The organism is Sphingomonas sp. SUN019 (assembly GCF_024758705.1).
GTDB lineage: Bacteria > Pseudomonadota > Alphaproteobacteria > Sphingomonadales > Sphingomonadaceae > Sphingomonas.
On sequence record NZ_CP096971.1, the window covers coordinates 1,226,813 to 1,240,435 of the forward strand.

The window sequence follows — 13,623 nt, forward strand, 5'->3', positions numbered from 1 at the left end:
ATTCCCCCTGCGAGTATTTGACCCAGCGCCCGGAAGTGGTCGGGCTAACGCAGGGGAGTTTCTCATGAATTTCATCATCTGGCTCATCGTGGGCGGTGTCATCGGCTGGATCGCCAGCATGATCATGCGTACCGACGCACAACAGGGCATCTTCCTGAACATCATCGTCGGCATCGTCGGCGCGTTCATCGGCGGCTTCGTCGGCAGCGCGCTCGGCATCGGCGGCGCGAACATCAACGATTCGGGTCTGACCATCACCTCGTTCCTGGTGTCGCTGGTCGGTGCAGTGATCCTGCTCGCGATCGTGAACCTCGTTCGTCGTGGTCGCGTGCGTTAATCCGCACCGCATACCGACTGACGAAAAAGCGGCCGCCCGAGAAATCGGGCGGCCGTTTTCGTGTAAGGATCAGCGAAGCACGAACCGCACCAGTAACGTCGCGGTGACCTCGCTTTCGCCGGGCAGCACCACGGTCGCCGAATCCTGCGCCACCGCGCGCGCCATATACGGCATCGGCGGGCGTGGCCCTTCTCCCGCATTCTCGCCGCTTTCGCTGATCGATGCGATCCGTTCTACCCGCAGCCCGGCCGCCTGCGCATACAGTTCGGCCCGCGCCCGCGCCTTCTTCACCGCATCGGTGCGCGCCTCGTCCAGCGCCGCCTCGGGGCGGTCGATCGACATCGCCGGCCCGTCGATCTGGTTCGCGCCCGCCGTCACCAGCGCATCCAGCGCCGCGCCGCTCTTGGCGATGTCGCGGAATTTCACGGTGACGGTGTTCGTCGCCTGATAGCCGGTGATCTTCGGCGGCTGGTTCTCGACATAGCGGTATTGCGGGCTGAGGCCGACGTTGCTGGTCGTCACGTCGCGCGTCGCGACGCCCGCCGCCTTCAGCGCCGCGACGACGCGCGCCATCCGGTTTGAGTTCTCGGACAACGCCGCGCCGGCGGTAGCCGCCTGCGTCACCACCCCAGCACGGATCGTCGCCACATCGGGCGTGCGGACGGTCCGCCCGATCGCGCTGACCTCCAGCAACGTCGCATCGGCCGGGGTCGTCGCGATCGGCGGCGCACCCTGCGCACCGGCATTCGCAGCAGGAAGGGCGGCGGCCATCGCCGCCAGCATAAGGGTCGTGCGCATCGAATCGGTAACTCCCTGTTTCACATCGGTTCCGCCGCTCTGCCTGCGAAACGATCAACCGTAGCTGAACGGGTATATCGCTTGAGAACGATGCCCGAATCTGGCAAGGGCCGCGCGGGGAAAAATCGGCCTCTTGAGGCCGGTGATTTATTTCGATAATACACGTCGTAGCGAATGGGTCACCGACCGGCCCGGCGCTCATGGTCGGGATGGGGAAAGTGACGCGCATGAACTACGAAACCGGAAATCTGGACGGCGAGCGTCTGATGCTCGAATCGCCCGAGAACGGTTCGCGGCGGCGTCGCTGGATCATCATCGGCGCGGTCGTCGCGATATTGGTGGTGGCAGCCATCGCCTGGTCGATGATGTCGGGATCGAGCGCCGCGCCCAAGGCCGGGACTGCGCCCGCGGACCAGATGCCGACCGTCACCGTCGTCGTTCCCGGCCGCAAGCCGGTCGATCGCGCGATCAGCGCCACGGGCACGCTCGCCGCGCGCCGCGAAATGCCGGTCGGCGTCGCGGGCGAAGGCGGGATGGTCACGCGCGTGCTAGTCGAACCCGGCCAGTGGGTGCGCAAGGGCCAGGTGCTCGCGCTGGTCGATCGCTCCGTCCAGACACAGACCGCCGCCAGTCTCGGCGCACAGATCGGCGTGGCGCGCTCCGACCTCGTCCTCGCGCAGGCCGAACTCGACCGCGCGCAGCAACTCGTCGGGCGCGGCTTCATCAGCCAGGCCGACGTCCAGCGCCGTATAGCCACGCGCGACGCCGCCGCCGCCCGCGTTAAGGTCGCGCAGGCCACCGCGTCCGAACAACGCGCGCGCAACGACCGGCTCGACATCCGCGCCCCCGAAGCGGGCCTGATCCTGACGCGTCAGGTCGAACCCGGCCAGATCATCGGTGCAGGTTCGGGCATCCTGTTCCGCATGGCCAAGGGCGGCGAGATGGAGATGCGCGCGCAACTGGCCGAAAGCGACCTCGTGACGCTGCGTCCCGGCGCGCGCGCTACCGTGACTCCGGTCGGCGACGTGCGGAAATTCAGCGGGCAAGTGTGGCAGGTCGCGCCGATCATCGATCCGCAAACGCGGCAAGGCATTGCGCGCGTCGCGCTCAGCTACGATCCGGCGCTCCGCCCCGGCGGCTTCGCCTCGGCCACGATCGTCGGCGGCACCAGCACCCAGCCCGAACTGCCGCAATCCGCGATCATGAGCGACGATCAGGGCAATTTCGTGTACGTCGTCGATGCCCAGAACAAGGTGCAGCGGCGAGGCGTGCGGCTCGGTACGGTATCCGACACGACGGTCGCGATCGCCGATGGTCTGGGCGGCGACGAACGCGTCGTGCTGTCGGCAGGCGCATTCCTCAACCCGGGGCAGAAGATCGCACCGGTGACGAAAAAGGGCTGACGCGACATGGGTTTCCGCAACATCTCCGCGTGGTCGATCCGCAATCCGGTCCCGTCGATCGTCCTGTTCCTGATGCTGACGGTCGCAGGGATCGTCAGTTTCTACCGCATGGACATCAACCAGGAACCGGACATCGATTTCCCCGCGGTGGCGGTGGAGATCAGCCAGCCGGGCGCCGCGCCGAGCGAACTGGAAACCCAGATCACGCAGCGCGTCGAAGCCGCGACACGCAGCATCGAGGGCGTCGACGAAATCCAGTCGTTCGTCAGCGAAGGCAATTCGACGACGATTATCCAGCTCGACATCGGCACGCCGGTCGATCGCGCGGTCAACGAAGTGCGCGATGCGATCACGCAGGAACGCGGCAACCTGCCCGAAGGCATCCTGGAGCCGCAGGTCAGCCGGGTGAAGATCAACGACGACGATCTCGGCAGTTTCTCCGCGATCGCCACCGACATGACGGTCGAACAGCTCAGCTGGTACATCGACAATACCGTCGCGAAGGAACTGCTGTCGGTCCCCGGCCTCGCCTCGGTCGAGCGCAACGGCGGCGTCGATCGCGAAATCCGCGTCATCCTCGATCCCGCGAAGCTCGCCGCGCAGGGCCTGACCGCGACGCAGATCAATCAGCAATTGCGCCAGGTGAATTTGAACGCCGCGGGCGGCCGCGCCGAAATCGCCGGGTCCGAACAATCGCTGCGCGTGCTCGGCAACGCCCGCAACGCCTATGAACTCGGCCAGACGCAGATCACGGTCGGCGACGGGCGGACGGTGAAGCTCAGCGACATCGGCGTCGTGCGCGATCTCTACGCCGAACAGCGTTCCGCCGCGTCGGTCGACGGCCGCCCGGTGCTCAGCTTTGATTTCAAGCGCGCGAAGGGCGCGTCCGACGTCACCGTGTTCAAGGATGCGAAGGCAAAGCTGGAATCGCTTGAAAAGCGCAACCCGGCGGTCAAGTTCAAGATGCGCATCAACGGCTCCAAATATGCGATGGAGCAATATAAGAGCGCGATCCACGCGATGATCGAGGGCGCGGTGCTCGCGGTCTTCATCGTGTTCCTGTTCCTGCGCGACTGGCGCGCGACCGCCATTTCGGCGCTCGCGATTCCGCTCTCGGCCATCCCCGCCTTCTGGTTCATGGACCTGATGGGCTTCACGCTGAACAGCATGACCTTGCTCGCGCTGAGTCTCGTCGCAGGCGTGCTGGTCGACGACGCGATCGTGGAGATCGAGAACATCGTCCGCCACATGCGCATGGGTAAAAGCGCGTATCAGGCGTCGATCGACGCCGCGGACGAGATCGGCCTTGCCGTGCTCGCCACCACGATGGCGATCGTCGCGGTCTTCCTGCCGGTCGGCCTGATGCCCGGCGTGTCGGGTCAGTTCTTCAAGAACTTCGGCCTGACCGTCGTCGTCGCGGTGCTGATGAGCCTTGCCGTCGCGCGCCTCATCACGCCGATGATCGCCGCCTACTTTCTCAAATCCTTCGGTCACGCCGAGCACGGCGAAGGCTGGCTGATGGACGTGTATATGAAGGTGCTGCGCTGGACGCTGGTCACATCGAAGGCACACGCGGCGCGCGCGCGCGGCGGTTATCACAAGGCCACCGCATACCTGCGCGATCACCGCGTTTGGGTGATGGGCATGGGCGGCCTTGCGTTCCTTGCGACGATCTGGTGTTTCACCGCGCTGCCGATGCAGTTCCAGCCCGCGACCGATCAGGAACGCAGCACCGTGACGATCACGATGGCGCCGGGCACCACGCTCGCGCAGACGCAGGGCGTCGTGACGCAGGTCTACGACATTCTCCGCAAACAGCCCGAGGTCGAGACGGTCTATACCCGCGCGTTCGTCGGCAACGGCCGCGTGACGGCGCAGTTCAAGGAAAAGCGCGACAAGACGTCGACCGAATTCGAACGCGCGCTGGCCCCCGAACTCGCGAAGATTCCCGACGCGCGCGTCAACTTCCAGTCGCAGTTCGGCTGGGGCGACAACAACCGCGACGTATCGATCACGCTGGGCGGCGACGATCCGGTCGAGCTGCGCAACACCGCGAACAAGATCGTGCGTGAGATGTCCGGGCTGCAGGGCCTGCTCGCGCCGCGCATCGCGGGCGACCTGAACCGCCCGGAAATCGTCATCCGGCCACGGCTCGATCTCGCCGCGAACCTGGGCGTCACGACCAGCGCCTTGTCCAGCGCGATCCGCATCGCGACGCTGGGCGACATCGACCAGAACAGCGCGCGCTTCTCGCTCAGCGACCGGCAGATCCCGATCCGCGTCGCGCTCGACCAGTCGTCGCGTTCGCGCCTCGCCACGATCGAGAACCTGCCCGTCCAGACGCAGAGCGGCGGTTCGGTGCCGCTGTCGGTGGTGGCGCAGATCGGCTTCGGCTCGGGTCCGACCAAGATCAACCGGCTGAACCAGCAGCGCCAGCTAACGATCGGCGCGGACCTGTCGCCCGGCCTGGTGCTCAGCGACGCGATGAAGAAGGTCAACGAACTGCCGGCGATGAAGAACCTGCCGCTCGGCGTGCAGCGGATGAGCGTCGGGCAGGCGAAATGGCAGATGGAGATGCTGATCAGCTTCGCCATTGCGGTCGTCTCGGGCATCTTCCTCGTGTTCTCGGTCCTCGTCCTGCTCTACCGCCGCCTGCTCCCGCCGCTCGTCAACATGGGGTCGCTCGCGCTCGCCCCGCTCGGCGGGCTGCTGGCGCTGATGGCGACTGGCCATGCATTGTCGCTGCCGGTGTTCATCGGCATCCTCATGCTGCTCGGTATCGTCGCGAAGAACTCGATCCTCGTCATCGATTTCGCGCTGGAGGAGATGAGCAAGGGCGTCGGCGTCTATAACGCGATCGTCGATGCGGGGCACAAGCGTGCGCAGCCGATCGTGATGACGACGGTCGCGATGATCGCGGGCATGGTCCCGACCGCTTTGTCGCTGTCGGGCGACGGCGCGTGGCGCGCGCCGATGGGCGTTGTCGTGATCGGCGGCCTCGCGCTGTCGACCCTGCTGACGCTGATCATCGTGCCTGCGGTCTTCAGTCTGGCGGTCGGCGTCGAACGCCGCGTCGGGCCGTGGCTGGGCCGTCGCCTGCTGACCTACAAGCCCGGCGACGACGCCGTACCCGCGATCGACCATGCACCCGGCGGCGGCGCGATCGCGGGTCCGGCGGGACGGATCGGCTACCGCGACGACGGCACCCAGCCTGCCGAATAAGCGCCTGCGGAATAGCAGCACGCTTGAACAATCCCCGTTTTCGGGGATTGTCGGGGCGATGAACCCGATCGTCCGCCGACGCGCCCGTCAGGAGCCGCCGCCCACCGGGCTCGTGCGGATGCGGCGCGTCGCGACCGGCCTGTTGATCGCGATGGCGGCGGTGTTCCTGATCGCCCGCGCGCTGCACGGTCAGCATCCTGCGCTCGGTTTCGTCCAGGCCTTTGCAGAGGCCGCGATGGTCGGCGCGCTGGCCGATTGGTTCGCGGTGACCGCGCTGTTCCGCCACCCGCTCGGCCTCCCCATCCCGCACACCGCGATCATCCCGCGGAACAAGGACCGGATCGGCGACCAGCTCGCCTCCTTCCTGCGCGATAACTTCCTCATCCCGCGCGTCGTCGCGCGCCGGATGAGCCGCCTGGATCTGGCATCCGCCGCCGGCCGCTGGCTCGCCAATCCAACCGCGGGCAGCAAGCGCCTCACCCGCGGCACCTCGCGCCTGGCGGTAGAGGTGCTGCAATCGCTCGATCAGGAACGGCTCGGCGGCATGATCCGCGGCGCGATGGTGCAGCAGGTCCGCCGCATCGATCTCGCCCCCGTCCTCGGCCGCGCGCTGCAGGCCGCGATCGCCGAGAACCGCCATTTGCCGATTCTGGAGGGTATCATCCGCTGGGCCGGGCGCGTGCTGGAGGCCAACGAGACCGTAGTCCGCGCGATGGTCCACGACCGCGCCGGATCGATCCTGCGCTGGACTGGCCTCGACGAGACGCTGTCGAACAAGATCATCGACGGCCTGAACAAGATGATCGCCGACATGGCCGCCGACCCCGACCATCCGTTGCGCGGAAAGGCCGAAGAGGGCCTGACCTCGCTCGCCGCCGACCTCCAGAATGATCCAGCGATGCGCGGGAAGATCGAGGCGCTGAAGACCGAATTGCTCGAAAACCCGGCGATGCAGGATTGGATCAACGGCCTGTGGGAACAGGCCCGCGCCGCCATGCTGCGGATCGCGCGCGATCCCGAACGGATGCTGGCGGGCGGTGTCGGCGATGCGCTGAAGCAACTCGGGCAAACGTTGCAACAGGATGTCCGCCTGCAACGCACGATCAATCGCTTCGTACGCCGCGCCGCGGTCGGCGCAGCGGCCGACTACGGCGACACGATCGTCAAACTCGTGTCCGAAACCGTCCACAGCTGGGACGCCGACACGATCACCCGCCGCCTGGAAAATGCGGTGGGCAAGGATCTGCAGTTCATCCGCATCAACGGCACGATCGTCGGCGGTCTTGTCGGGCTGCTGATCCACGCGATCGACCTCGCGCTTTGACGCCTCGTTTCGTCGCGCGATACGAGCGGCTTGCCGTCGCCGCGCCTTTCGACCAAGGAAGGCGGCGATGACCGCGATGGCCGACTTCAGCGAAGATTCGACCGCGGGCGGGACGCTGCGCTTCACCGGCGACCTGTCGCTGGCGCGGATCGGCACCCTCCCCGATCGGCTCGAAGCCTATAAGGGCAAGGTCGACCGCCTCGACCTGTCCGGCATCGACCGGATCGATACGATCGGTGCATGGGTGGTCCACCGCTTCGCCACCGAACAGGGCGCGTTGATCGACGGCCTGTCCGACGGCCAGCGCAATTTGCTCGAACAGGTGCAGGCCGCGGACAAGCCCGTCGCCATGCGCCCGCAATATGTCACCCCCTTCACACGCGTGATGGGCGAGGTCGGCGATGCGACCGTCACCGCCGCGCGCACGATGCTGGGGCTGCTCGGCTTCATGGGCGCGACGGTGATCGCGTTCGGCAACGTCATCCGCCACCCCAGCCGCTTCCGTTTCAACGCGACGGTCCAGCGATTCGAGGTGGTCGGCGTCTCCGCACTCGGCATCGTCGGGCTGATGAGCTTCCTGATCGGCATCGTCATCGCGCAACAGGGCGCGGTGCAGCTGCGGCAGTTCGGCGCGGAGGTGTTCACGATCAACCTGATCGGCCGCATCACGCTGCGCGAACTCGGCGTGCTGATGACCGCGATCATGGTCGCGGGTCGCTCCGGATCGGCGTTTGCGGCGCAGCTCGGCACGATGAAGCTGACCGAGGAGATCGACGCGATGCGCACGATCGGCGTCTCCCCGATGGAGGCGCTGGTGCTGCCGCGGACGATCGCCGCGATCGTGCTGATGCCCCTGCTCGGCTTCTACGCCTCGATGGTCGCGATCATCGGCGGCGGGCTGCTCGCGTGGCTCCAGCTCGACATTCCCCCCGTCACCTACATCCAGCGCATCCGTGAAGTCGTGCCGATCACCGATTTGTACGTCGGCCTCGTAAAGGCGCCGGTGTTCGGCGCGATCATCGCCATGTCGGGCTGTTTCCAGGGGATGCAGGTGGAGGGCGACGCCGAACAGGTCGGCAATCGCACGACGTCCGCGGTCGTTCAGGCGATCTTCCTCGTCATCGTGCTCGACGCGTTCTTCGCGGTGTTCTTCACCTGGATCGGGTGGAACTGATGGCCGCCGAACAGAACAAGGCCGGCAAAGAGCGCGAACACATCATCGAGGTGCGCGGCCTGCGCAACAGCTTCGGCGAACAGGTGATCCACGACAACCTCGACCTGGACGTCCGTCGCGGCGAGATCCTTGGCGTGGTCGGCGGCTCGGGCACGGGCAAATCGGTGCTGATGCGCTCGATCATCGGGCTGCAGACCCCGGACGCGGGCAACATCACCGTGTTCGGCGAACCGACGATCGGCCGCGAGGAAACCGACGCGATCGACATCCGCAAACGCTGGGGCGTGCTGTTTCAGGGCGGCGCGTTGTTCTCGACGTTGACCGTGGCCGAAAACGTCCAGGTGCCGTTGCGCGAATTCTACCCCGGCCTCGACCTTGCGCTGCTCGATCAGATCGCCTCGTACAAGGTCGTGATGACCGGCCTGCCCGCCGAAGCCGGTCCGAAATACCCCTCCGAACTGTCGGGCGGCATGAAGAAGCGCGCCGGCCTGGCTCGCGCGCTCGCGCTCGATCCCGATTTGCTGTTCCTCGACGAACCGACCGCCGGGCTCGATCCGATCGGCGCGGCGGCGTTCGACGAACTGACGCGCTCGCTGCAGCAGACGTTGGGGCTGACCGTCTTCCTCATCACCCATGACCTCGACACGCTCTACGCCATCTGTGACCGCGTCGCGGTGCTGGCGGACAAGAAGGTCATCGCGATCGGGACGATCGACGAGTTGCTCGCCACGGACCATCCGTGGATCCAGGAATATTTCAACGGCCCGCGCGGCCGTGCGGCGATCGACGCCAAGGAGGGCCATCAGGCCCGCAGCGAAGAAACCATGAAGGCCGAGTCTATGAAAGCTGGGACGCGATAGATGGAGACCCGATCGAACCATGTGCTGGTCGGCGCGGTCGTGCTGATCCTGCTCGCCGTGCTGGCGCTGTTCACGGTGTGGATCGCGCGGCTGGGCGGCGCGGATGAACGCGATTACGACATCTTCTTCAAACAATCGGTCGACGGCCTTGCAAAGGGATCCGCCGTCACCTTCTCGGGCGTCCCCGCCGGACAGGTGAAGAACATCACGCTGTGGAAACCCGATCCGCAGTTCGTTCGCGTGCGCATCGCTGTCAACGAGGACATCCCGATCCTGCAGGGCACGACCGCGACGATCCAGGGCAGCTTCACCGGCACGTCGACCGTATCGCTCGACGGCGCGCGCAAGGGCGCCGCGCCGATCGTCTGCCCGGAGGCGAACCCGCTCAGCGAATGCCCCGCAGGCGTGCCCGTCATCCCGACCCGCACCGGCGGCCTCGGCGCGATCCTGAATTCCGCGCCGCAATTGCTCGAACGCCTGTCGACCCTGACCGAACGGCTGACCGGGTTGCTGACCGACAAGAATCAGGCGTCGATCGCCGGCATCCTCGACAATACCAACCGCCTAACCGATGCGCTCGCCGATCGCGGACCGGAAATCGCCGCGACGCTGGCGCAGACCCGCGTCGCGATCCAGCAGGCGGGCGTCGCCTCGGAACAGATCGGCCAGCTCGCCGCGACCACCAACGGCCTGATCGCCGAGGACATCAAGCCCGCGATGGCCAACCTCAATGGCGCGATCCTGTCCGCCAAGAAGAGCGCGGACTCGCTCAACGGCGCGGTCGAGGATGCGCGTCCGGGCCTGAAGGCGTTCTCGAAGCAGACGATCCCGGAGGTCGGACAATTGGTCCACGACCTGCGAACGATGTCGGCGGCACTGTCGTCAGTCGCGGAGAAGGTCGACCGCAACGGCGCAGGATCGCTGATCGGCCAGCAGAAGCTTCCCGACTACAAGCCGAGCAAGTGAGGCATAAGATGAAAAAGCTGTCAGTCCTGCTCGCTTTCCTGCCGCTTTCTGCGTGCATCAGCTTCGGCGCGAAGCCGCCCGCGTCACTTCTCGATCTGACCGCGACGCAGATGGTGCCCGTGGGACAGGTACAGAATGGCGCGACCGCGAAGTCGATCACGATCCAGGTGCCCGCCACCCCGCAAAGCCTGACCACCGCGCGTGTGCCGGTGCAGGCCTCGCCCACGTCGGTCGCCTATGTAAAGGACGCGCTCTGGGTCGAGCCCCCCGCCCGCCTCTTCGCGCGCCTGTTGTCCGATACGATCGCCGCCCGTACCAGCCGCGTCGTGCTCAGCCCTGCGCAATCCTTCGCCGACCCCGGCGCGCGTCTGTCGGGCGAACTGCGCAGCTTCGGCGTCGACGCGGCAACGCAGAGCGCAGTAGTGACGTATGACGCCGCCCTGATCCGCGGCGAAGGCGGCACCGTGGAAAAGCGCCGTTTCGAGGCGAAGGTTCCCGTCGCCGTAGTCGACCCGACGACGGTCGGCACCGCGCTCAATCAGGGCGCGAACCAGGTCGCCGCCGAAGTCGCGGACTGGGTGGGGCGGTAAGGACAGCGGGCGGGTGCGATCCGCAAACCCATTCTCGTCATCCCCGCGAAGGCGGGGATCCATAGTCACGACGCTGACGGCTGATGCTGCTTGACCAGCGACGATGGATTCCCGCCTTCGCGGGAATGACGAAAGCAAGATTTGTCGCTTTCCTACAAGTCGAACAACGGGTTAGACCAATCGCCGATCCTTCTCGGACCCGCGCTCTTTCTCACGACCAGACTACCCCTCCAAATGTTGACGCCCCCGCGCAAAATCAGCGCCGGCGTCTCAACATTGACAACATTCGCCGCAACCGCCCCGCCGGCCGCAACCCGTTTGTTGGTGTGAACTTTGTGAACTTTGGCGGTCAGCGCGCCTGTTTCGCCCGCCGCACCGGTACCGGCACGTTGCACACATCCGCCCCGCCAGCGGGCCGGATAAAGAACGCATCCCGCCGGTTCGCCCGCGCCTCGGCATAACGTGCGAACGTCGCGCTCTCGGTCGAAAGATATTCGAACCGCGGTCGCTCGCTGACCGGCAACTCGCCCGCCATCCGCACGCGCAGAATAGGCGTCCGCTCCGCGGCGGTCTTGTAGAACCCCAGCGCCTCGGTCCCGCGCGGCAGGCTGGAGAGATGCTCGATCCCCTCCACCACCCGCCCGACCAGCGCGATATTGCGATCCAGATGCCGCGGCGCATGCCCGATCACGGTATAAAGCTCCGCGCCCGATCCGGTATCCGGCGACAGGTTCCGCCCGACCCCGACCATGCCGTAGCAGTGGACGGGCCAACTCGTGACTGAATCCGGCGTGCCCATCGTCTGCAGCGGAAAGCCCTTGTAGACCGTCGCATAGCTGTTGACGTCGTTACCCGGCCCTAAAGCACGCGTTACTGGAGACCGCGGCGATCCGAACTCGCGCCGCACGACGTAGTCGTCTTCGGTCGGCACCGCCAAACCACCCGGCAACGCCTTCTTCTCGGTCGCATCGCCCCATTGCGCGACGTAATTGTCCTGCACCCGGTTGACGCTCGTCCCGTCCCACCAATGCGCCGCGGCCAGCTTGCGGATATTGCCGACCCACCCTTCAGAAAACGGCGCAGGCATCAACTGGATCACCACCCGCCGCGGCGCGCCGTTCGCCCCCGGCGCAAGGTCCATCACCAGCAGGTCGCCGGCCGCAATCGGCGTCCAATCGGCTGCAGGCGCGGCAGCGACGATCTCCGACGGCGCAAGCGGCGCAGCAGGCGGCGGCGGCGCGGGCGCTGGTACTTGGGCCATCAACAAAACGGCGGGCAAAATGGCGAAAGCTCTCATCCCCCCACCCTGCCACCACGCCGCGGCTTGCGAAACCCCACCACCCCCGCTACGCGCCCTCTTCCAGCGAAATGCGGAGCGGTGGCCGAGTGGTCGAAGGCGCTCGCCTGGAAAGTGAGTATACGTCAAAAGCGTATCGAGGGTTCGAATCCCTCCCGCTCCGCCACCGGCTGTTCCGCAGCAGTCCGCAAAAGACCGCTGGGATCGACTTTTTCCTCCTGAATACTGACGTTTAGTCGACCGGTTCGGCCGCGGCTGTCCATGCCCGTCCATGGCCCTCCAGTGATACGGAGGGACCAAAACGAGGTATCGGCGGTCGAAAAACGAGGTATCTCGAGGAGCTGGACATGCTTACCGATATGAAGGTCCGCACGGCAAAACCGCGCCCCAAATCCTACAAGCTCGCCGACGCCAACCGGCTGTTCCTGCTCGTTGCGCCAAGCGGCGGCAAGCTCTGGCGCTGGAATTACACCTACGACGGCAAGAACAAGACAATGGCGTTCGGGGCCTATCCGCTCGTGTCGTTAGCGGATGCGCGCGCCAAGCGCGACGACGCCTGGTCGATACTTTCTGAAGGCCTCGATCCATCCGTTGCACGAAAGCTGAAAATCGAGGCGAACCTCGAGGCCGGCCGACAGACGTTCGAACGCGTCGCTCGCGAATGGTACGAAAACGCGAAGCCACAATGGGCGAAGGTTCACGCTGCTGATGTTATCCGCAGCCTCGACCGCGACGTCTTCCCGACGATCGGTAGCCTGCCGATCGCGCAACTGACCCCGCCGCTCGTGCTCGGCGTCCTGCGGGAGGTCGAAGCCCGCGGATCGATCGAGACCGCCAAGCGCATCAGGCAACGAATTTCCGCGGTGTTCGTCTACGGCATCGCCAAAGGGATCGTGGTGACCGACCCGGCCGAGAAGCTCGGCAAGGTCCTGAAGCCAATTCGCAAAGGGCGCCAGCCCGCGATCACCGAACTCGCGCCGCTGCGCCGGATGATCATCACCGCCGAGGAGGATCGCGCCCGACCCATCACCCGGCTGGCACTTCGCCTGCTGGCGCTGACGGCCGTGCGTCCCAGCGAACTGCGCGGCGCGCGCTGGGGGGAGTTAGAAGATTTATGCGGGAAGCTGCCGCTCTGGCGGATTCCCTCCTCGCGCATGAAGGGCGATCTTGACCGGAAGGATGAAGTGAACGGCGATCATCTCGTGCCGCTCACGCCGCAATGCCTTGACGTTCTCCGGGCGTTGCGGCCGCTGACGGGGCAAGGAGATCTCTTGTTCCCGAGCAATCGGCATGTACATCGGCCGATGAGCGAAAATGCGATTGGCTATCTGCTCAATCGCGCCGGCTATCACGGCCATCATGTGCCGCATGGGTTTCGCGCAGCCTTTTCGACCATCATGAATGAGTGGGCCGAGAGGCACGGCAAGGATCATGATAGGCAGGTGATTGACCTCATGCTGGCGCATGTCCCCAAAGAGGAAGTTGAGGGCGCCTACAATCGTGCGGCCTATATGCCACGGCGGCGCGAGCTGGCGACCATCTGGGCCGACCTGCTGAGTGACGGGCTGCCAGACCCCGTAATTCTTGTCACGCGACCATCAAAGATTGTTGGCGGATGACCAAGGCCGCGGCGCCGGCGATCACTCGCCGCC

The 13,623-nt window shown here is 65.9% G+C and carries 11 protein-coding genes and 1 tRNA gene; 10 read left to right on the plus strand and 2 right to left on the minus strand.

Annotation, left to right across the window (positions count from 1 at the left end; all coding sequences use genetic code 11):
- The first annotated feature begins 64 nt into the window (after window positions 1-64).
- Entirely contained in the window at window positions 65-337 is a 273-nt protein-coding gene (locus M0208_RS05975; protein WP_258890811.1) for a GlsB/YeaQ/YmgE family stress response membrane protein, read from the plus strand.
- A 69-nt stretch (window positions 338-406) separates the two neighbouring features.
- Here the strand turns inward: M0208_RS05975 and M0208_RS05980 are convergent, their stop codons facing one another.
- On the minus strand, window positions 407-1,135 hold the full coding sequence (locus M0208_RS05980) for an SIMPL domain-containing protein (RefSeq protein WP_258890812.1): 729 nt from the start codon (window positions 1,133-1,135) through the stop codon (window positions 407-409).
- Between the two features lie 227 nt (window positions 1,136-1,362).
- On the opposite strand from M0208_RS05980, the gene M0208_RS05985 reads away from it, so the two are divergent.
- The 7 genes from M0208_RS05985 (at window position 1,363) to M0208_RS06015 (ending at window position 10,674) form a co-directional block, all read left to right on the plus strand.
- The gene (locus M0208_RS05985; RefSeq protein ID WP_258890813.1) at window positions 1,363-2,538 is read left to right on the plus strand and encodes an efflux RND transporter periplasmic adaptor subunit; all 1,176 of its coding nucleotides are present in this window, start codon (window positions 1,363-1,365) and stop codon (window positions 2,536-2,538) included.
- Between the two features lie 6 nt (window positions 2,539-2,544).
- A complete protein-coding gene (locus M0208_RS05990) occupies window positions 2,545-5,760 on the plus strand; it encodes an efflux RND transporter permease subunit (RefSeq protein WP_258890814.1) in 3,216 nt (1,071 codons plus the stop codon).
- A gap of 118 nt (window positions 5,761-5,878) precedes the next feature.
- Window positions 5,879-7,084 carry a DUF445 domain-containing protein gene (locus M0208_RS05995; protein ID WP_258893179.1) on the plus strand — a complete coding sequence of 402 codons (1,206 nt, stop codon included), beginning with the start codon at window positions 5,879-5,881 and terminating at the stop codon, window positions 7,082-7,084.
- Between the two features lie 67 nt (window positions 7,085-7,151).
- A complete protein-coding gene (locus M0208_RS06000) occupies window positions 7,152-8,258 on the plus strand; it encodes an ABC transporter permease (protein WP_258890815.1) in 1,107 nt (368 codons plus the stop codon).
- Window positions 8,258-9,118 carry an ABC transporter ATP-binding protein gene (locus tag M0208_RS06005; protein WP_258890816.1) on the plus strand — a complete coding sequence of 287 codons (861 nt, stop codon included), beginning with the start codon at window positions 8,258-8,260 and terminating at the stop codon, window positions 9,116-9,118. The genes M0208_RS06000 and M0208_RS06005 overlap by 1 nt, the downstream gene beginning before the upstream one ends.
- Window positions 9,119-10,084, plus strand: coding sequence for an MlaD family protein (locus M0208_RS06010; RefSeq protein WP_258890817.1), 966 nt, complete (start codon window positions 9,119-9,121; stop codon window positions 10,082-10,084).
- 8 nt (window positions 10,085-10,092) lie between these two features.
- On the plus strand, window positions 10,093-10,674 hold the full coding sequence (locus M0208_RS06015; RefSeq protein WP_258890818.1) for an ABC-type transport auxiliary lipoprotein family protein: 582 nt from the start codon (window positions 10,093-10,095) through the stop codon (window positions 10,672-10,674).
- Window positions 10,675-11,023: 349 nt separating this feature from the next.
- Here M0208_RS06015 and M0208_RS06020 read toward each other — a convergent pair whose 3' ends face one another.
- A complete protein-coding gene (locus M0208_RS06020; protein ID WP_258890819.1) occupies window positions 11,024-11,935 on the minus strand; it encodes a peptidylprolyl isomerase in 912 nt (303 codons plus the stop codon).
- Window positions 11,936-12,046: 111 nt separating this feature from the next.
- Between M0208_RS06020 and M0208_RS06025 the strand changes: the two genes are divergently transcribed.
- Together M0208_RS06025 and M0208_RS06030 are read left to right on the plus strand one after the other, a co-directional pair.
- A tRNA-Ser gene (locus M0208_RS06025) sits at window positions 12,047-12,137 on the plus strand.
- Window positions 12,138-12,318: 181 nt separating this feature from the next.
- A complete protein-coding gene (locus tag M0208_RS06030) occupies window positions 12,319-13,590 on the plus strand; it encodes a phage integrase central domain-containing protein (RefSeq protein ID WP_258890820.1) in 1,272 nt (423 codons plus the stop codon).
- Window positions 13,591-13,623 lie beyond the last annotated feature (33 nt).